Annotated in this window: 16 protein-coding genes; all 16 read right to left on the minus strand. The window is 46.9% G+C overall.

Annotated features, from left to right (window positions below; genetic code table 11):
- Positions 1 to 74 precede the first annotated feature (74 nt).
- The 16 genes from dltB to VB077_RS07515 all read right to left on the minus strand — a co-directional run bounded on the left by dltB (position 75) and on the right by VB077_RS07515 (position 18,621).
- Positions 75 to 1,256 (minus strand): D-alanyl-lipoteichoic acid biosynthesis protein DltB, encoded by a 1,182-nt coding sequence (dltB, locus tag VB077_RS07445; RefSeq protein WP_323414593.1) that lies wholly within the window; start codon positions 1,254 to 1,256, stop codon positions 75 to 77.
- The gene (dltA, locus tag VB077_RS07450; RefSeq protein ID WP_323414594.1) at positions 1,253 to 2,839 is read right to left on the minus strand and encodes a D-alanine--poly(phosphoribitol) ligase subunit DltA; all 1,587 of its coding nucleotides are present in this window, start codon (positions 2,837 to 2,839) and stop codon (positions 1,253 to 1,255) included. The genes dltB and dltA overlap by 4 nt, the downstream gene beginning before the upstream one ends.
- Before the next feature lie 18 nt (positions 2,840 to 2,857).
- Positions 2,858 to 3,091: a teichoic acid D-Ala incorporation-associated protein DltX gene (locus tag VB077_RS16590; RefSeq protein WP_416337042.1), complete on the minus strand. Its 234-nt coding sequence runs from the start codon at positions 3,089 to 3,091 to the stop codon at positions 2,858 to 2,860.
- Complete coding sequence (gene dltD / locus VB077_RS07455; protein WP_323414595.1) at positions 2,988 to 4,199, minus strand: D-alanyl-lipoteichoic acid biosynthesis protein DltD; 1,212 nt, start codon at positions 4,197 to 4,199, stop codon at positions 2,988 to 2,990. The genes VB077_RS16590 and dltD overlap by 104 nt, the downstream gene beginning before the upstream one ends.
- The gene (gene dltC / locus VB077_RS07460) at positions 4,196 to 4,438 is read right to left on the minus strand and encodes a D-alanine--poly(phosphoribitol) ligase subunit DltC (RefSeq protein WP_416337043.1); all 243 of its coding nucleotides are present in this window, start codon (positions 4,436 to 4,438) and stop codon (positions 4,196 to 4,198) included. The genes dltD and dltC overlap by 4 nt, the downstream gene beginning before the upstream one ends.
- 121 nt (positions 4,439 to 4,559) lie before the next feature.
- Positions 4,560 to 5,651 (minus strand): glycosyltransferase, encoded by a 1,092-nt coding sequence (locus VB077_RS07465; protein WP_323414596.1) that lies wholly within the window; start codon positions 5,649 to 5,651, stop codon positions 4,560 to 4,562.
- A gap of 69 nt (positions 5,652 to 5,720) precedes the next feature.
- Positions 5,721 to 6,935, minus strand: a complete 1,215-nt coding sequence (locus tag VB077_RS07470; protein ID WP_323414597.1) for a glycosyltransferase family 4 protein — start codon at positions 6,933 to 6,935, stop codon at positions 5,721 to 5,723.
- Positions 6,936 to 6,953: 18 nt separating this feature from the next.
- Positions 6,954 to 8,015 carry a glycosyltransferase gene (locus tag VB077_RS07475; protein WP_323414598.1) on the minus strand — a complete coding sequence of 354 codons (1,062 nt, stop codon included), beginning with the start codon at positions 8,013 to 8,015 and terminating at the stop codon, positions 6,954 to 6,956.
- 3 nt (positions 8,016 to 8,018) lie between these two features.
- Entirely contained in the window at positions 8,019 to 9,380 is a 1,362-nt protein-coding gene (locus VB077_RS07480) for an O-antigen ligase family protein (RefSeq protein WP_323414599.1), read from the minus strand.
- Positions 9,381 to 9,546: 166 nt separating this feature from the next.
- Entirely contained in the window at positions 9,547 to 10,902 is a 1,356-nt protein-coding gene (locus VB077_RS07485) for a glycosyltransferase family 4 protein (RefSeq protein WP_323414600.1), read from the minus strand.
- Positions 10,899 to 12,182 (minus strand): O-antigen ligase family protein, encoded by a 1,284-nt coding sequence (locus VB077_RS07490; RefSeq protein WP_323414601.1) that lies wholly within the window; start codon positions 12,180 to 12,182, stop codon positions 10,899 to 10,901. The genes VB077_RS07485 and VB077_RS07490 overlap by 4 nt, the downstream gene beginning before the upstream one ends.
- A gap of 123 nt (positions 12,183 to 12,305) precedes the next feature.
- Positions 12,306 to 13,739, minus strand: coding sequence for an oligosaccharide flippase family protein (locus VB077_RS07495; protein WP_323414602.1), 1,434 nt, complete (start codon positions 13,737 to 13,739; stop codon positions 12,306 to 12,308).
- A gap of 2 nt (positions 13,740 to 13,741) precedes the next feature.
- The gene (locus tag VB077_RS07500; RefSeq protein ID WP_323414603.1) at positions 13,742 to 14,839 is read right to left on the minus strand and encodes a DegT/DnrJ/EryC1/StrS family aminotransferase; all 1,098 of its coding nucleotides are present in this window, start codon (positions 14,837 to 14,839) and stop codon (positions 13,742 to 13,744) included.
- 453 nt (positions 14,840 to 15,292) lie between these two features.
- Positions 15,293 to 15,415, minus strand: a complete 123-nt coding sequence (locus tag VB077_RS07505) for a hypothetical protein (RefSeq protein WP_323414604.1) — start codon at positions 15,413 to 15,415, stop codon at positions 15,293 to 15,295.
- Positions 15,416 to 16,004: 589 nt separating this feature from the next.
- Positions 16,005 to 16,919, minus strand: a complete 915-nt coding sequence (locus VB077_RS07510; RefSeq protein WP_416337044.1) for a DapH/DapD/GlmU-related protein — start codon at positions 16,917 to 16,919, stop codon at positions 16,005 to 16,007.
- Between the two features lie 661 nt (positions 16,920 to 17,580).
- Complete coding sequence (locus VB077_RS07515) at positions 17,581 to 18,621, minus strand: Gfo/Idh/MocA family oxidoreductase (protein WP_323414605.1); 1,041 nt, start codon at positions 18,619 to 18,621, stop codon at positions 17,581 to 17,583.
- Positions 18,622 to 18,685 lie beyond the last annotated feature (64 nt).

Below are 18,685 nucleotides of genomic sequence, written 5' to 3' on the forward strand. Positions count from 1 at the left end.
GCCGTGCTCCGGCTCATATCAACACATCCCTGTTTTCTTTATACGTATCAGAATATATATAATGCCACATTGGTCTAGATAATTCGCCCTGAAAAGATAAGGAAACCGAAAAACACAAAATGGGCCGTAATTCCAATCGCTAAAACATCCCAAGCTCGTCCCTCACCCCAGAAATGTTTCTTCTTGTTCTTACGTTCTAACCAGTCATAGCCGATCATCATGGCTGCATGATAAAGACCATAGGTAATATATTGAAGCTGGGTTCCATGCCAGATTCCCATAATCCCAAACAAAAGAAGATAACCGAGATAAGCGGAGGTATAACGATTCTTAAAGCGCTTTTTCTTCGCCGAATCGAGGACAAAACGCATGTAGATATAATCGCGGAACCAAAAGGACAAAGACATATGCCAACGATTCCAAAAATCTTTAATATTCTTGGCGAGGAAAGGTTTATTAAAGTTAGGCGGAACCTTAATTCCTAATAGATAACCTGTACCGATCGCAAAAGCGCTATACCCCGCAAAGTCAAAGAACAAGTAAAAGCTATAGGCATACATATACTTAAATGTCGCCATGAACCCCGACTCTCCGCCCAAGGGCACTAAGGCGTACTTATTGATGAGATAGGCAAAGATGAATTTATAGAGCAAACCTCTGAAAATCAGATGAATGCCTTCACTGAGGAAACGGGAATATTCCTCCCCTGAAGCCGGATTCTCTAAGTCCCCAAGGAACCGGCGATATCGGTCGATAGGGCCGGAGGCTAATGTCGGGAAGAAGAGAACATAAAGAAAAAAGTCCAAAGTATTGATCCGCTTAATAAGTCCGTCCCGAATCTCTATGACCGTCCCTGTCGTCCGGAAGGTTAGATAGGAAATTCCTAAAAATCCAAGCGGAGTCAGCCATAATCCTGTTGCCTGAAAAATAGGGCTTAGTTTGACTAAAGCGAGTGGAAAGATACTGGCGAGAACGGTCAGGATATAAACGCGCTGAAGTATTTTCGCATCTTTGCCCTTGCCACTTTGCTTAAAAGCCAAGAAGGCCCGAATCAGGATATATTCCCCAAGGAAAAAACATCCCACTTGAACGAGGACAGAGATCGGTCTGTAAATAACCCAGAGCATAAACAGCGTTGTCAGAAGAAGCCAGCCTGCCCGGATTCGTCCGGAAACCCCGAGAAATCCAAACACGATTGCAGGGATTAAGGTCAAGGCCAAGAGAAAGAAGAAGGTAAAATTCCCGTAAGGAGTCATCGAATCCCTCCCTGCAGAGCTCGCCGATCCACTTTACCATTCGGGGTCATCGGCATTACCGACACAAAAGTAAACCGTCGCGGGATCATATAATCCGGAAGGTTTTGACGAAGGGCTTCTTTTATCGTCTGCATTGACTTAAATTCATCGACCACGGTTTCAGTCGGCAAAACAAAGGCCTGAAGGTGATCGACTTTACCCTTTTTCTCAACCGGAAGAACTACGGCATTTTCGACTCCCGGAACTTTTCGGAGATTCTCCTCGATATCTCCCAGTTCAATACGATAACCGTGAAGTTTTACCTGGAAATCCAGTCGTCCGAAGAAAAAGAGATAGTCTCCCTTAAATACCCCGGCATCCCCGGTTCGGTAAGCACGCCAAAGCTTGCCCGCTTTATCCTTCCATGAGAAGAAGGCTTTTTGGGTTTGCTTCGGATTATTCTGATAGCCGATACTCACATTCGGCCCGGCGATAACAATCTCTCCCCGTTCACCCGGAGCTAATCTTTGAGGTGCAGCCGTTAAAATACCCTGGGGAGCTTGCTCAATCGCTTGCGTAAGAATATCCGAATCACAGATAAGAACCTGGGCATCCGATTTGGCCTTACCTACCGGCAACGGATTATACTCCGCTAAAATCTCCGGAGTAATGGTCATTGTCGTTACCGCCACAGTAGCTTCCGTCGGTCCGTAGAGATTCTCCACCTTTGATTCCGGAAATCGCTCAAGAAGTTTCGTCGCTGTATCGTGAAGCAAAACCTCCCCACAAAAGAGAAAGTGCTTAAGCTTAGGCAATAGTGCTGCGTTAAAGCTTTTATCCATGAGACAAATCTCGGCAAACGAAGGAGTTGAAACCCAAAATGTTGTTCCCGAACGTGCAAATGACGCAAAGGCTTCTCTTAAATTAGCAATTTGTGCTTTATCGATGCTCCACAAGGTACCCCCTGTACTTAACGACATGTATAAATCCATGACCGATAAATCGAAGGAAAACGGAGCTTGATTCAGAAAAACTTCTTGCTTGAGAATGGGTTTATAGGAGGTCTTGACCCACTTTAGATAGCTCTCCAGGGCACCAAGTGTAATTTGAACTCCCTTCGGGGTTCCCGTACTTCCGGAGGTATAGATAATATAGTAGACTTCCTCTTCCTTCACCTGACAATCCAGTGGAGGAATTGGGTTTTGCTCATCAGCGTCTAAATCCTGCCTTGAAATCTTTTTAATCCGGAGTCCCTGTTCCCTTATTTCCTCCGGAACATCCTGTACGGAAAGAATAAGCTTCGTTCCCGATGCAGCAATGATTTGACGGACTCTTTCAAGGGGCACAGAGGTGTCCACCGGTACATAAGGATGTCCCGCTTTGATACAGGCTATGAAGGAAATCAGCATTTCACTTTCTTTATGTCCATAGACAACGATGGGGGAATCCGCTTCCCTTTCTTGCTCTAGGTTTGTGAGTATCCAAACCGCCAGAGTATCCGAATATCTTTTTAACTGCGCATAAGTTAAGGCCTGCTCCCGATATTGATGGGCTATACGCTCTGGGCATTCAACCGCCCACTGATCAATAATTTCTCTTAACATAATTGTCACCACTTATTTTTAAAAGTTATTATAGATGAAGGGTGCCGGATTGTGCTGGTTGAGCACTAAATAAATAAAGAATAAGGTTATTAAAACAAGGTAGTAGTAAAAAGCACGTCCTACCCAACGTACGGTAGGATTCCACTCCTTAGTCCCCTTGGTGATAAAACTTATCCAATGCCTCATCGACGTACACCCATCCTTTCCATCCCAGGTGCATGATATCCTGCAAGAAATATTTATCGTACTCATGTCCGGAAAAATCGGCAAGCTCAAATCCATTCTCTTGAACCATTTTGGCAACTCGCCGGTAGCAATCTTGGCGTTCTTGAAGGGGAAAGCCGGTATAATCATACCAAGGACCATTGACGGGAACCATTACGAAAAGTGCCTTAGCTCCTTTTTCCTTTAGTATCTCCATCAGCAGTTCTAAATCATCATATTCAGGTGAAGGGTAGAGCCGTTCATCTGCCTTAGCCCCTTTGTACTTCTCTAAATTAGGCCCTACATACGTTGTATAATAAGAATCCATAATTCCAATCGTGTTGTTCGTGGACAGCCCTGCTCCTTTTTGGTTCGCCTTTTCCCTTAACTCCACCCAATCTAAGGATCTTTGCTCACCGCTCCCGGCATTTTGTTTAACGTCATCTTCTTTATATACAGAAACTAATTGTGTCGTTTTAATGGTATCTCTTACCTCAAGACCCTTCATGCCAAACCATCCCATTACTTGGTAAATCTCTTTTTGCGGTAATTTAGTCCAATCATTTGTGCCATAATACTGTAAATTTTTGTACAAGATCGGATAGCGCTCGAAAACCTCCGGAAATTGGAGTAAACGTGTAACCAGTTTCTGTTTCAATTCAGGTGAAAGGCTATCATTGGCAAGAATATGGTACGTCTGAAGGGGTGAAAAGTTTTGGGCAAGTGAGTTTTTATCTATTCCCGCGGGCGTAAACCATTGAGAAGAAATAATAATGGCCACTTTTTTACCTTTTAGATCGTCTCCCAGGGCCCCTAAATTAATGCTATGCACCAGGCTTTGACTTCCACCCTGCCCTACAAGAAAAGGAACAAATCCACTTGGTTTGCCATCAAACACTGATGAAGGATGGAATTCAGACTTTGCCGAAAACTCCGAGGACCCGTATACCGGTAATATATCCGGAAGATCTAAGGCTTTTTCTTGTAGAATCAGACCTTGAAAAGTCGTTGTCGCCTGGGCAGCACCCACTGTTTGAACTACTCCCGGTTTAAAATAGATCTTCTCTAAAAGATAACGGCTTGGGCCTATGGAGAAAACAGCCAAAAAGAAAAGCAAAAAAGCCAGCGCAAGCGGCCCTAGGCTCCGTCTTATCATTGACCCACTCTCTTCTCTAGGTAGCTTATAATTTTATTGGGAGTCTCCCACTCCTCACGAGTTACCTCAGTTGGGGCAATTTCTATGTTTAACTCTTCCTGGATAGCCACAAATAATTGAATGATCCCAAAGGAATCTAATAAACCGCTTTTGAAAAGCTCCTGATCGGGGTTTTTGATGATCGCATCAACCCCGGTTATTTCAGCAAGTTGGTCTAAAATTACTTTACGTATCATCATTATCCTTCTTCCTTTGTTTTGCAAGCTTTTGCTGACTTGTTCACTGGGAGTAAATCAACTCGGCTCCAAATGAAGTAAAACCCATCGAGCCATTCACTCATTCACATCCTCAAATCGTTAGTTAATTTACTGCGCGCCCCCCGCTCTCACGAAGCACCTCGCGATAAACCTCTTCCATTTCCGTCACATTCTCTTCCCAATCGTAGTTGCGCAGCACAAACTCACGGCCTGCCCGGCCCATGCGCTCCCGCTCTTCGGGATGTTCAAGCATCCGTTTCATGGCTTCCATGAGCTTGCCAATATTCTCGGGCTCCACCATGATCCCTGTCTCTCCGTCGAGAACAACTTCCGGCAGTCCGCCCACTCGGCTGGCAATGATCGGCCGGGCACAGGCTGAACCCTCAACCGCAGTAACGCCGAAGCTTTCCTGACGCGAAGGCACCACAACGACATCTAAGTCCTGATAAAAGCGGGCAATCTCTGAATTGGGCAGCGTGCCCAACCATTCCACCTGGCCGGTGATTTCCAAGCGTGCGGCCAGCGCTTGCAGCCTTGTCCGCTCCGGTCCGTCTCCCGCAATTCTCAGAAGTGCGCGCTCCGGCTCAAGATGATTTAATTGAGCGAAAGCCTTGAGCAATAGATCTAAGCCATATACCGGTTGAAGATATTTTGCCACACCAAAAACAACTTTCTTTCGGCCTTTGGTATCAGCCTGTTCCGGAGGTACAAACTGGGTGACATCCACGCCGAAAGGAATGACATTAATCTTCTTTTTCATATCTATATGGCTGTACATTTCCTTGGCCATAACATGGCTTGTCGAGCAAAGATAATCTGCCGTGCTCAAAACCCGCTCCAACAATAGCCGATGGAAAGGAGAATGCTTCGGAAAGGAAAAGATATCACTTCCCCAAGCGGAGATGATAAAGGGATGCACCGAGGAAATCGCGCCCAAAAAGCCAAAACTTGTCGCATAATGAGCATGTAAAATATCGGGATTGAGCTCCCGGATTTTCTCTTTGACCCAACGTACACGGAGAATATAATCAATTTTTTGTCCGAAAACAGCGGGCACGAGATGAATCCTAACCCCGGGTATCTCAGCCGGCAGGAAACTGATAAGATCAACCGACCAACCGCGCCGGCCGAGTGCAGACGCCCATTTTTCCGTATGCGGGCTTGCCGCATTAGCAAGCAAACAAATCTTTGGCATATTCAGTTTCCCCCTTTCCTATGATATCCGCTGAGGTTTCAGATGGAGTAAAGACTCCATTGCAATTTTCTATAGTCCTAAATCCTGCAGCCAATGGCTGACGATCGATTTCCAAGAATAATGCTTGATCACAAAGTCCCGGCCTTGCTCGCCAAGCTTCTGACAAAGCTCCGGGTCCTGCTTGAGTTTAAGAATCGCTTCCGCAAGAAGCCGGGGTTCTTCCGGCGGAAGAACGACTCCGCCTCCGCTTTCTTCGACAACCTTAGCGCCTTCCCCTTCACCGACATAAATCAGAGGTTTCGCGCTCGCCAGTCCCGGGAAAACCTTCGAGGGACGTACCCCTTCCGCAAGCTTATACCGTCGTAATGTTGAAAGGCTGATCCGGGCAACGCTGTAATAACGCTGCATCTCCGTTATCGGCTGGAAGTCCACCCAGCGCACATTGGTAAGATTCATTTCACGCGCCAAATCCATCAGTCTCGGTTTTTCAGACCCATCCCCGACGAGGAGAAAAACAATTTCGGGGTAATCTTTTTCTAAAAGCCGAGCGGCCTGTAAAGCTACTTCTAAACCATGCGCATAACCCATTGTGCCGGCGTAGAGGATCACATATTTCTCGCGCAGCTGCAGGTCCTCCAGAAGCAATTCATCCGGAGCAATCGGTGCGAAGAGGTCGGGATCAACGCCATTAGGCAGAAAAACAACTTTTTCAGCCGGAATCCCCCGTACCTTTAAGGAATCGATGATACCGGTGGTCTGTGTCGAAATCTTCCAGGAGGTCTTATACATGCGCTGTTCTAACCCCTCGGCCAAAGCGATCAATCTTTTGTTGGTCACCAAACCTAAGGAAACGGCTGATTCCGGCCAGAGATCTGACACATTTAAAATGATCTTCGCGCCTTTCACCCATTTGGCAAAAAACATCGTATAGCCAATAAACAGCGGCGGCGATTCAACAAAAATATAGTCTGCTTTTCCTGCTTTTAAAACCCCAAAAAATGCTGAGAAAACAAAAGAAAAATAATTGAGCAGCCTTTTCCAGAACTTACCGCGCTGAACCGGATAAATCCATGTTCGGTATATCGGGATTCCTTCCAGCGAATCCTTCATGAAGAACTTCCCGCGATATTCCGGGGCAATGATCCCATTCGGGTAATTCGGAAAAGCGGTAACAACTTCTATGTTATGCCCTTGAGCCCGGAGTGCCTTGGCCACCTCAAAGAGACGGACTTGGGCCGCGCCTTTCTCAGGGGGAAAATACTGAGTTAGCATTAAAATACGCACTGGTTCTTCTCCTTCTTGCTACTTTCTTCCGAGAAGATTTTGATAAAGCTCTTCCATTTCGGCCATATTGCTTTCCCAAATCGCCTTGGCTCGAATCTTGTCCCGGTTCACCTGAATCGCAGCTTCACGCAGGTCTTTATCCTGTAAACTGCGAATTAAAGCCTGAGCCAAAGCTTCAGGATCTTTGGCAGGAACAATTAAACCATTAACACCATCATCAACCCACTCTCGGTTCGCGGGGAGATCCGTCACGACCGGAAAAGAACCGCAGGCCATCGTTTCTAATAATGAAACAGCAGTGGCATCCGAAGAGGGAACGCTTACGGAAATTGCGGATTCATTCAGATAGGTCTGAACTTGAGCATGGGGAAGCTGACCCACAAATTGCACGCATTCCTCTAAATGAAGGGAATGACAGAGCGATTTCAAGGCTTTCGTTGTTGAACCCTCGCCGGCAATAATCAGCCTCGCTTCAGGAACCTCCGCTGCCACATGTTTCATAGCCTTCAGGATAACATCAATATTATAAATTTCTTGGTGGCCCCGCAGACTTAAAATCTGCTGGGGTCTTTTTTTCACCTGGGGAAGCTCTTCAAACCACGCCTTGGAAACCCCCATGGTCACGGTTTTGAGAATTTTCTCTTGGCCATTTAAGAGCTGCCGCATCCGGCCGGACATATATTCCGAATCCGAGGTTAAAGCCTCGGCGTTCTTCAGCACATGCTTTACAACCGCCCGCAGCCACAAGGATTTTTCAGGTGCGACAAGAACGTCGGAACCCCAAGCAGAAACCACTAAAGGATGAAATCCGCTTACGACAGCCAATAAGCCAAAACTCGTTGCATAATGCGCATGCAGAATATCCGGCTGAATCTTATCCAGCAAACGTCGAATCTTAGGCAAGGATAAGATATAGTCGAGTCGTCCGTTGCGTCCCTCCGCAAGCAGGTGAACTTTTACCTCAGGATTAGGACAAGGTCTAAACGATATCACTTCGACCTGGTGCCCTGCTTCTTGAAAATATTGAATCCATCGCTCCAAATGGATACTGCCTGCATCTCCCAGGAAACACACTCGCACTGTTTACACCTCCTCGACTCTTCTTAAGGCCATTAATAAGCCGGCAAAAATCCAAAGTGCCGGATCTTCAAAAAATCTTCCTTCACCTTGAGCACTTATAAAAATTACCGTAATTGACAATACCGTAAAAACGGTGAGCAGCCAATTTTGAGGAATTCCGGAGATTCCGGCCAAGAGTTTTCGTTTACTCCAGCTTAAAATTAATTCTCGGTAGATGATCACAAAGACAGCACCTACCCCCAATACTCCTATTATACCCAATTCCGCCGCAGTTGTAAGGAGTGCGGTATGTGAAAGACTAATATTATTGTGAATTAAATCGGGATAATAGGTAAACATCATCGTCTCGAACCCGCCAAGACCGACACCCAACCCCGGATGATGGATAAACATATCCCAACCCGCTTGAATCAAATATTGCCGTTCCAAGGATGCAACAGCTAAGCCCTTGCGCAAATCCGCCAAACGGACTAAAAACTCCGGATGAATCGCAACTGCCACTATTGCCGCAGCTGCCCCTCCCACCAGTACGATAAGAATCTGTTTTCGGGGTACGAGTAGCGTTAGGAAAAGCAGGGCAAAGAGAGCACAAACCCAACCCGTCCGTGATCCTGTACCCACCAAGGCTATCAATTGGATCATCAAGGCTAACGCCCCAAAGAGATTGCCCCATCGATCCCTGCGCGCAATCATCCAAATCAGGGTTGCCAGAATCCCGATCACCAGAAAACGTGCATAGATATTGGCATCAACAAAGGTTCCATTGATGCGTCCCGCGGCCTGATAAATATCTCCGTTCCAAAGGAACCGGTTTGTGATCATTTCAAATATGCCGACCAACCCATGCAGCGTTGAAGCGATGCTGAAAGATTGCAAAACCAACCATTGTGAATGATCCTTGACCATTTGTGTATAAGCTGCGAAACCTAAAAACAAAAGGACGACAAGGCGAACACTTTGGACGACGGACTGAAGAGGATTAACCGACCAAATTGCTGAGAGAAGACCATAGCCAAGGTAACCGACTAACGCTATAAAAAGTGAAGTTCTCCAAATTAGTTCATCCTGCCCAAAGATCGAGCCCTGATACAATCCTCCCCATTGATTACGCCTTAGCCGGTTACGCACCAAACAGACCAAATAATAAGCGATAAACGCTAAGGAAAAAATCCGTGCAAAGGTGATGACCCCAATATAGGAACCCAGTTTATCCAGCCAGGAAAGATGCGGAAACCACGTTTGGGAAATATCCATCGGCAGAGAAAAGATCAGGGCCGGCAGAAAATAGCGAGGATAACGCCAAACCCCAATGATCCCGATTATAGTTAAAACCAATACGGCCATTTTTAAACTATCTACTCCCATGGGGCATGCCTCCCTTTCCTACATTCTACCCTACCTCTAGTTACGTTCTATCATACCTCTAATTACAAATGATAAAGAAATGCTTAGTTGCACTTCGAGTTTATCTGCCCAAAACTTATACTTTCCGTTAGTATCATAAAAACCGTATTAACCGTATGAATCGCACTTAAATAAGAGTATTATAAACAGCTGCGAGTCTTCCTGCCAGGGCTTGGCGGCTATATTGCCGCGCTACCTCCGGTCTAGTGGTGGAAATCAGCTGCCCTGATTTCCATTTCTGATAAAGCTTGAGCAGCGAATCTTTAATTTCTTCGATATTCTCAGGGTCCGCCACTATGCCTGCCCGAGCCTCTCTCACAAGGTCTGCTGCCAACCCGTCCGGAACCATGGCCAGAACCGGCTGCCCGGAACCGAGATACTCAAAAAGTTTACCGGTTAATACACCTTTTGACGCTCCTTTATTCAAAAAGAGCAGCAACACATCCGCAGCCCGCATTTTCTGGGTTGCCTCAAGATGGGGAACATACCCGGATACAGAGATAGCTTCCGGATAAGCCAGCTGAAAAGCGGTAATAAGCTGTAAGCTTTCCGCCCCAAACTGCCCCGTTAATTCAACCAGAATATCTTCCCGGCGCAACACTTTTTCGTCAAGAAGCTCAGCCATCGCTTCTAAAAAATAACGCGGAGAAATTTCGTTATAAAAGCTGCCGGTGAAGCTGAATACCAACCGATTTTTTGCTTCCTCCTCCCGCTTAAGCGGAGGAACCTCCAGATCCTCGGCATCATATCCATTGGGAATGACTAAAAATTTATCCGCTGCTTCCTGCGGGTAAGCTTTGAGTAAATCCTCTTTTATCGGTTCAGAAACGGTGATGACTTGATCCGCTTGCCGAACACACCGCCCTTCGAATAAACGGTCAAGCGGCTGACGCAGGCGGTTGAAGAGCAGATACTTATTTCCGGCCCAAGGATCCCTTAAATCCATAACCCAGGGCTTGCCGGTTGTTCGCTTAAGCTTCAAACCGATAAGATGAGCGGTAAACGGAGCAGAAGTCGTATAAATCAAGTCAATATCCCCTACGGCTAAACGCTCTCTTGCCGCACGATTGGCAAAAGAATACCACCCTATTTTATCATCCGGATACAGCAGAAAGGTATAAAACAGCAAGAAGGTATTTTTGAGAAAGCGATAGAGTCCGCTCTTAATCGCCCCATCCTGCTTTTGACTCTGGGGCTGCGGATTCTGATGTTCAATCACTTCTTTTTTCGCATGCGCCTTGCGGAGTTTAAGCAGATTCTCAATCAAGGTCAACCCGCGGATATCGGTTCGGATAATTTCGAGTCCCTCCGGGACATCCTTCTTTAAGGACTCATCCCAAAGCGGTATTTTATCCTCGTTAATCGTAATCACAACAGGCTCCCAGCCGTATTGACGAAGGTACTTAACATATTTGGTTGTCCTCTGTACCCCGCCTCCGCCATAGGGCGGATAATAGTAGGCTAGAACGAGAACCTTTTTCAAGAGAAGGTCTCTCTCCTTTCAAGCAGATGCGCTGACCAGGCCAAACCTGCGGCAACAAAAATATTCGGATTATCCGGGATATTGCCGCTCAGCATTGCATTGGCCAGACCAAAAGCTAAAATCGCCAAGCTGATCAGATAGATGCGCTGCCCTCGGCTTTTCTGCAAAATACCGCGGATACTTAGGGTTATCGTGATAAGACCAAATCCCAGCCACAAAAGAACACCGGGAATGCCTTGTTCCACCATCACTTCTAAAACGATATTATGAGGATACAGATACGGCTCATTCGGTTTATAAGGAACGATCGTATGGAAGGAGCCTGTCCCAATCCCAAGAACGGGGTGCTCCTGAATCATACCTAATGTATCCTTCCAGATAATCAGACGTTCGTTGCCTGTCCCTCCGGCATCGGAATTGAACTTCTCCGTAATACTGATCATCTGATCATTAAGTTCGGCGGCATTCGCCAGAGGTTTGGTCAGCGGTGAGTTGCTCCAGAAAATAACATAGAACACGGCTGTGAGAATCAGCATGTGCAGACCGCGCTTTTTCCAGTTTACACCGGAAACATCAAAGATCTCAAAGATCAGCAATGCAACAAACAGTGCGATAACCGGACCACGGCTGGCATTTAAAAACATCAAAGCAAGGATAAATATCCCTAAAATGCTGAGCCTTACATATTTCCGCTGCTCACCCGTTCCCCAGAAAAAGTAAAACAGGATCAGCGTTAACCCAAGCGACCGTGAGAACCAAATCCGGTTATTCCACCCATACATCGCCATGGGATCTCCCATAAGCATTCCGACAAGGGAGGCCAGAGCATACACTAAGCCAAAAAAGGCAGTGTATTTGAGGAAAGAATAAAGCTTTTCTTCCGGACGCGCAAACAGTATAAGCCCAAAGAAGAAAAATGCATTTATACTGACAAAACGTATAATTTTCATTGCTCCATAGGAAGATCGCGTACCATACAAAAAGGCGATGACCATATCTATCGCGATCAGCACCACAAGCAAGGGCAGCCAGCCTTTTAAGCGATCCCAAAATTCCCTGATTCCGACTTCCCGCAGTAGATAGTAAAGAAGGGTAATCCCTGAAATCATTAAGATCGAAGTACCCGCAAATAAGTTAATTCCCGTGTGGGTTAGCAGCAGTGTTGCAATGAACATTCCGTTCAAATAAATTGCAAACACCCCTTGTGGGGCTTTGAAGCCAAAAACAAACAGTGCCAAAATCGTTATCACCGTTACGATCAGCCAGGCGGTACTCTCCATCTCGATCCCTCTTTTCTTTCTGAACTTCATTCTTTATCTTTATTTTTGTCTTTGTTTATTTTCTTTTATCATGAGCTTTGTCTTTACTCTTTCTATAGCTTTAGCAATTGTTTGTGTTTTAATTTATGATCTTCTAAAACTTAGAAGTTCCTCCTTCGTGACCGTCCGCGTTGCCAGCAGGCAAAACCCATAGACAATGACGCCCAGAAGGATCTCCACTATTAAATAAGAAATACCTTGAAGATGAACGAATTTTTCCGATAGAAACAACGCCCCGACCATCGCACAAGCCGATAAGAGGACTTTCCCTGTCCCCCTCCAGTCAAAATGGAAATTAATTATACTTTTAGCCCAACGCACTACCGCCGCCGCTAAGAAAAGGAAGGAACAAAGCATCGCCCATGCTGCTCCCTGCAATCCAAATGCCGGAACCATGGCGAAATTAAGCACAAGATTGAGAACACCGGCCATCGCAAAAAAGCCGGTCAACTTTAAATTTTTCTCAATCAAGAGCGCACCATACAGGTTTATTTGATAAACCCCGTATAACAAGTTTGCTAAGGTGAGAACAAAAATGATATCTGCTCCCCCGGCAAAGTCTTTAGTCGATAAAAGGTCGACAATCGGTTTTGCAAGATAAGATAGTCCAAACGCGCCCGGCACAGCTAAGATAAGATACCAACGATTGGCAGCAGTAATCTGAGCAGCAACCTTTTCCTTCTTACCCTCTCCCCAGAGTTTAGAGATAACCGGGAAAAGTACGATGCTAATAGGCATAAAAAAGAGGGTCATAGTATTCGCGATAGTGTAGCCTGCAGCATACACTCCAACATCAGCTAAGCCTCGAAAATGCGTGAGAAAATAGCGACCGCTGGAATTGACCAGCCACAGAAAAAGGCTGTTAGGAACCAAGGGAAGACCGTATTTTAGATACTTAGCGATATTGGCCAAAGACAGTCCCTGAAATCCGATATTCCGATAAATGAAAATTAGAAATATCAGCACAAATAAGCACTGGTTCGAAATAAGGGCTGTCACCATTCCCGCTACAGAATGGAATTTCAAGGGAACAATGACCATAATCAAGGCATTTAGCAAACCATCAGCCATATCAAACATCGCATATGTGCGCATGCTTTGGGTTACTCGAAAGTAAGAGATGACATAGTTGTACAATCCCTGTGCCATAACATAAATGAAGGTTAAAATGGCATATAGCTTAAGTTCAGAGCTTGAAAACATGATCCGGCTAAACGTATTTGAAGCAATAGTAGCCAAAAGAATAAGCACAAGACTGAATATGCCGATAAAAGCGGCCAAGGAATAAAAGTCACGGATATTTTCCTTATTATCAAATCCTGTCGCGAAATAACGTATAACCGCAGTATCAAATCCCAAACCCACAAGCGGAGCAACAAAACTAATCGTGATGGTGATCTGTGACCAGACTCCATACCACTCCGGTGTAAAGGAGCTTGTTAAGGCAGGCAGAGTAATGAGTGGCGTCAGGCCTAAAATAATTCGGGCAATGGTTACCCACAAAACACTGGTCAGCATATTTATAAAGCTTCCTTAACCACTTGGGCAATTTGTTGTTGCTGCTCCAGCGTTAATTCCGGATAGCACGGCAAGGCTAGCGCTTGTTTACACGCTTTTTCAGCAACGGGAAAATCGCCTTCTTTATAGCCAAGGTTGCGGAAGGCGCGTTGCAAATGCAAAGGAACGGGATAATAAATCGCGCTGGCAATTCCGTTTTCCTTAAGCGCTGCCATGAGTTTGTCGCGTTTATCCGTCCGTAAGACATAAAGGTGGTAAACCGGCGTACCTGCGGGATCAATACCCGGCAAGGTCAGCGGCAGATCCGCTAAAAGCTCATTATAAATTTTGGCTTTTTTCCGACGGGCTGCATTCCAGTCGTCGATATGTTGGAACTTGACGCGCAGAATTGCAGCTTGCATTTCATCCATCCGGCTGTTATATCCGATTTCATCATGATAATACTTCGTTTGGCAGCCATGAAAACGCAGCATCCGCAAGTGCGCAGCCAGATGTTCATCATCTGTGACGACCATTCCCGCATCACCGTAAGCTCCTAAATTCTTCGTGGGGAAAAAGCTGAACGTTCCGGCATCACCGATCGATCCGGCTTTCCGTCCCCGGTAGCTCGATCCAATCGCTTGGGCGGAGTCTTCGATAACTTTCAGATCATGGCGGGCAGCGATCTCCATCACACGCTCAACATCGACCATTTGTCCAAAAATATGTACCGGAATAATGGCCTTGGTGCGTAGTGTGACCTTCGCTTCCAGTTGGTTTAAGTCCATATTTAACGTCACGGGATCAATATCGACAAACACCGGGGTTGCTCCCAGAGCGGCAACGGTTTCGGCTGAAGCAAAGAAGGTAAACGGAGTGGTGATGACTTCGTCTCCGGGGCCGACACCCAATCCTCTTAATGAGAGCAACAAAGCATCTGTTCCGTTGCCCACGGCTACGGCTTCTTTAACACCGCAATAAGCGGCCATCTCTTTTTCAAATGTCTTCATTTCCGGGCCGAGAATAAATTTGCTGGAATCTAGGACACGCATAATTGCCTGGTCGATATCATCCTTGATCGTTAAGTATTGAGCTTTAAGATCTAAAAGCGGTATACCCATTAACTTTAACTCCTTTCGGCATATGCCGTTGACGGTAATGATGAGTCGCTGAAGCAACTGAATTTATTATAGCCTAAGTTGTCGCTTCTACAAAATCGGGTTTGCTGGGTTAGCTTCTGCCGATTGCTTCCGCTGAGTTTGCTTCTGTTGAGTCAGGTTCTTAAAAGTCTGATTCTTCAAAGTCCGATTAAGCGGAGTCATGTGGTGTGTGCATGTCTTTATTTTATGTCTGCCGGAGAATGCGTCTGGGGTGGTGGATTTTGTTTACACCGTTCACTCCAGGCGCTTCACAGACCGAGGCTAAGGCACCGGCTCCTTTTCTGGGGTCGCGGGTTGTCGCATGTTTTCGCCGTCCTGGCACATGCGACACTTGACACGTCCTGTGTCATCGCCCGCCGAAATCGTCTCCTGACTCTGTCGGCGGCTGCGCACGTCCTGTGCGCAGCCCTTTGCTTATAAGCAGTCGCCGCTGCCTAAGCTTCGGTAGCTGCCCGCTTTAGTCGTTCTCTCCCGTAAATCAAAATCCACGTCCAGGCTTTCCTTCTTTTTTTGCATGCATTGCAGCCGGTGGTACAATGTACCACGCTGCCTCTTGTGTCACTGCATGAGATACTTGCAAGCGTCGCCCCTGTCAAAACTTCGATAGATGCTTGCTTTAGCCGTTCTCTCCCGTAAATCAGAATCCACATCCAGGTCGTTCTTCCTCTTTTGTATGCATTCGCGGCCGGTGGTACAGAATGTACCACGCCGCCTCCCAGGTCACGCATGAGATACTTGCAAGAGACCCATGAAGCGGCCAGGTGAGTTGCGAATACAGATGCGGAGGTTTTAAGCGAGCAGTTAGCAAACTCGGCGAAAGCGGGCTTGCATAAAGCGGGGCGGGGACATGACGAAAGTGTCCAGTGGACATTTTCACCCCGAGCCGCTTACCCAAAAGGACATCTCAACGGCGACAGGTTGTCCCCGGGCGCCACTGAGGCAGCGACGGCACAGGACGTGCCTAGTGCAGAGTGCGCCATGGACGGCATAGCACTCTGCGAGCCGATTTGGCGCCGAACCCCGCCTGCTTTCATCCACCCGTTTGAGCTGCTAGTTTGCTCTGCGAGCGCCTTATATCCGGAGCAGCTGTATTCGCAACTCTCCCCAGACCCCTACCTGCAAGATTTTACGGAAGCAGCTCCTCATCCGGCACTTGGCGAATATCGCGAGCCGGGAAGCCGATCATTACCCGCTTTTCTTCTGTATCCTTAGTAACCAAGGCTCCGGCGGCAACAAAGGTTTCAGGTGCCAGCTCAACCCCCGGTAGGAGTATTGATGCACCGCCGACGCGAGCGCCTTTGCCGATATGGGCTCCTTTAATGTACTTAAAGCGTTTCTCTGTGCGACCCATGAAATTATCATTCGTGGTCGTAACCATCGGAGCAATGAAGACGTGATCTTCAATTTCCATATAGGCTGTAATATATGAACCCGTTTGAATCTTCGTAAAATCACCGATCCGGGTGTCATTCTCGACGGCCGCCCCGCTGCCGATGACAACATTTTGGCCAATCGTGCACCTTTCCCGAACAAGTGCACCATCCCCGATAAAGACCTTGTCACCATAACTTGTCCCGGAATAAAGCACGACCGAGCATCCGGCTGTATAACCTTTTCCCATACGGAGAGGTGGTAAATCCGCATGAGCCTTGACGGTGCTCGTTGCCGCGGCTTTAGGAGCCCGTCCAATCGAGGAGTTGCTTCCAATAAAGCCCTCTTCCCCAAGATCCACTTGCGGATAAATCGTCGTGTGATCTCCGACTTTCGTATTAGCGCCGACTTTTGCCCAAGTCCCTACGCTTACATGATTTCCGATCTGGCAGCCTTCACCAATGACAGCTCCATGATCAATAGTCACATAGTGGCCGAGAACCGTTCCGGCACCGATCGTTACTCCGCTCGAAATTACGCAGCCTGCTCCCAGGACAATATTCTCGCCCAACGTGACGTCTTCGCCAATAACGCAAAAGGGGCCGGTAATCGTGCCCGCCGGAATTATTGCTTCTGGGGAAATAAAAAGTCTATTTACATTAGTCATCATTAAATACCTCGTTTCTCGCGAGTTGATAATTACGTTTCGTTAAGTATGCCTTATGAGTTGTTTGGGGATTGCGTCTGGGGGTGGATTTTGTTTACTCCGTTCACTCCAGGCGCTTCGCAGACCGAAGCTAAGGCACCGGCTCCTTATTTTGGGTCGCGGGTTCCCGCCGAAATCGTCTCCTGACTCTGTCGGCGGCTGCGCACATCCTATGCGCAGCCCTTTGCTTATAAGCAGTCGCCGCTGCCTAAGCTTCGGTAACTGCTTGCTTTAGTCGTTCTCTCCCGTAAATCAAAATCCACATCCAGGCTTTCATTGCTTCTTTCATGCATGCATCTGCAACCGGTGGTACTTATGTACCACGTTGCCTTTCAGGTCGTATAAGAAATACTTGCAAAAGACCCATGAAGCGGCCAGGTGAGTTGCGAATACAGATGTGGAGGTTTTAAGCGAGCAGTTAGCAAACTCGGCGAAAACGGGCTTGCATAAAGCGGGGCGGGGACAGGGATGTCCCCGGGCGCCGACAGAGCCATGGATGGCGATTCCGGCGCCGAACCCCGCCTGCTTTCATCTACCCGTTTGAGCCGCAAGTTTGCTCTGCGAGCGCCTTTAATCCGGAGCAGCTGTATTCGCAACTCTCCCCAGATCAAACTAAAGTACAGTCTTAATCCTCAACAAGCGGAAAAACCACAGGCTGCTTCGTTTCCTGGCATTTATAAATCGCAAGAATGATCTCTAATGCTTTACGGCCTTCTTCGCCGGGGATCGCCGGAGTTCGATCATCACGAATAGCATGAATCATATCGGTAATGATCTCGCGATGTCCAAAACCATAAACGGTCGGCGGATCATTTTCTTGACTATCTAAAATTTGTTTCTTCTCTTCTTCGCTGTTCGGGAACTCCCAAGTCTCAATGCGGTTAACGGCAATTCCACCGATAATGACTGAGCCTGTCGCCCCAAAGACATTGAGCGTTTCTTCAATATTTTTCGGATAAATTGTTGAAGCGGCTTCAATCAAGCCAATGGCACCGTTCTTAAACTTAATGACAGCTCCACCGACATCTTCCATCTCAATTGGGCGCAATGCCGTTGTGGTATATCCGAAAACGGATTCAACAGGTCCAAACGTCCATTGGAGCAAATCGATATTATGAATCGATTGGTTCATCAGGACACCGCCGTCTTGAAGCTTCGTTCCCCGCCAAGGGGCTTGAGCATAATAGTTATTATCACGGTTCCAGCGCACTGTCGCTTGTCCGTGGGTCAGTTTTCCGAAACGGCCGTCCTCCAACGCTTTACGCATAAGTTTTACCGATTTGTTAAAGCGGTTTTGGTGGATCACCGCGAGTTTTACATGGTTTTCCTTGCAGGTTTTGATCAATTCATCCGCACTTTTTAGAGTCATGGCCATCGGCTTTTCCACCATGACATGTTTGCCTAATTTAGCGGCTGCAATGCCAATCGGGGCATGTAAATCTGAAGGAGTGGCGACGGTTACAACTTCGATATCCTCGGCAGCTAACATCTCTTCAAAGGAGGTATACGGTTTAGCACCATATTTATCGGCAAATGCCTGAGCTTTTTCAGGGACAATATCACAGACTGCGACGAGCTCCGCTTCCGGAATCGCAACGATTGACTCCGCATGTTTTGGGGCAATCCGGCCACAACCAATAATGGCAAAACGAATTTTCTTTTCCATAATTCTCTTCTCCCTTGTTAAAAATAAGTACATTTATTCTAAAATGATTGTTCAAAGGGGAATC

The sequence above is a fragment of the Desulfitobacterium sp. genome, assembly GCF_034927245.1.
In the GTDB taxonomy this organism is placed as follows: domain Bacteria; phylum Bacillota; class Desulfitobacteriia; order Desulfitobacteriales; family Desulfitobacteriaceae; genus Desulfitobacterium_A.

Bases quoted from the DNA above. Each gene is read 5' to 3' on its own strand.
- dltA (WP_323414594.1), bottom strand. From the start codon at position 2,839: ATGTTAAGAGAAATTATTGATCAGTGGGCGGTTGAATGCCCAGAGCGT.
- VB077_RS07490 (WP_323414601.1), bottom strand. From the start codon at position 12,182: ATGGAGAGTACCGCCTGGCTGATCGTAACGGTGATAACGATTTTGGCA.
- VB077_RS07495 (WP_323414602.1), bottom strand. From the start codon at position 13,739: ATGCTGACCAGTGTTTTGTGGGTAACCATTGCCCGAATTATTTTAGGC.
- VB077_RS07515 (WP_323414605.1), bottom strand. From the start codon at position 18,621: ATGGAAAAGAAAATTCGTTTTGCCATTATTGGTTGTGGCCGGATTGCC.
- VB077_RS07465 (WP_323414596.1), bottom strand. From the start codon at position 5,651: ATGCCAAAGATTTGTTTGCTTGCTAATGCGGCAAGCCCGCATACGGAA.
- VB077_RS07510 (WP_416337044.1), bottom strand. From the start codon at position 16,919: ATGATGACTAATGTAAATAGACTTTTTATTTCCCCAGAAGCAATAATT.
- VB077_RS07500 (WP_323414603.1), bottom strand. From the start codon at position 14,839: ATGGGTATACCGCTTTTAGATCTTAAAGCTCAATACTTAACGATCAAG.
- dltD (WP_323414595.1), bottom strand. From the start codon at position 4,199: ATGATAAGACGGAGCCTAGGGCCGCTTGCGCTGGCTTTTTTGCTTTTC.
- dltB (WP_323414593.1), bottom strand. From the start codon at position 1,256: ATGACTCCTTACGGGAATTTTACCTTCTTCTTTCTCTTGGCCTTGACC.
- dltC (WP_416337043.1), bottom strand. From the start codon at position 4,438: ATGATGATACGTAAAGTAATTTTAGACCAACTTGCTGAAATAACCGGG.
- VB077_RS07480 (WP_323414599.1), bottom strand. From the start codon at position 9,380: ATGGGAGTAGATAGTTTAAAAATGGCCGTATTGGTTTTAACTATAATC.
- VB077_RS16590 (WP_416337042.1), bottom strand. From the start codon at position 3,091: ATGAGTACGATAAATATTTCTTGCAGGATATCATGCACCTGGGATGGA.